General features: G+C 51.0%; 1 pseudogene. It reads right to left on the bottom strand.

The window, feature by feature from the left end:
• Nucleotides 1-488 (bottom strand): annotated as a pseudogene (locus tag HMPREF3052_RS09120) (terminase); the annotation flags it as partial.

Raw genomic sequence — 488 nt, 5'->3', positions numbered from 1 at the left:
GTTACCTTGTCGCCCGATTCAGGACTGGCAGATACAGAAAAACCCGCCAATTGACGGGTTAAATATAGGGTTTGCGACTTGCCGGCCTGCCCAGGGTCTTGCGGGATAGATATTTTTGTTTTCACGCCGTCTTTTTGCGCCGTGTTTTTCAAAATTCTGTCTCGCTCATCCGCACCATACTGGCCGCGCACAATATTAGCAATAATGTACCGACCATCTTCAGTCATGCCAAGCCTACCGCCTGCTGTATAGTCGCCGTCGTTTGCGGTTGAGGCTAAGTCCCATCCGCGCACCCATCTGATATTACCGGCAGGCAATGCCTTAACAAATTGCAGATTGTCAGGCTTAAACGTACCGCCATCAGGCGGTGCAGGTTTTTGCAAATATTGCCCGGCAAATACATACGGCGCGGCTTGTTCCATGCGGCGTAGTGTTTCAATATCGTGCTTTTCAGGCCATAACGCCGTGCCGTCATCTTGAATCGCTGG

It is taken from the genome of Neisseria sp. HMSC056A03 (assembly GCF_001815685.1).
Classification (GTDB): Bacteria; Pseudomonadota; Gammaproteobacteria; order Burkholderiales; family Neisseriaceae; genus Neisseria; species Neisseria subflava.
Note: the sequence above shows the minus strand (reverse complement) of the source record. Positions and strands in the feature narration are given on the sequence as shown.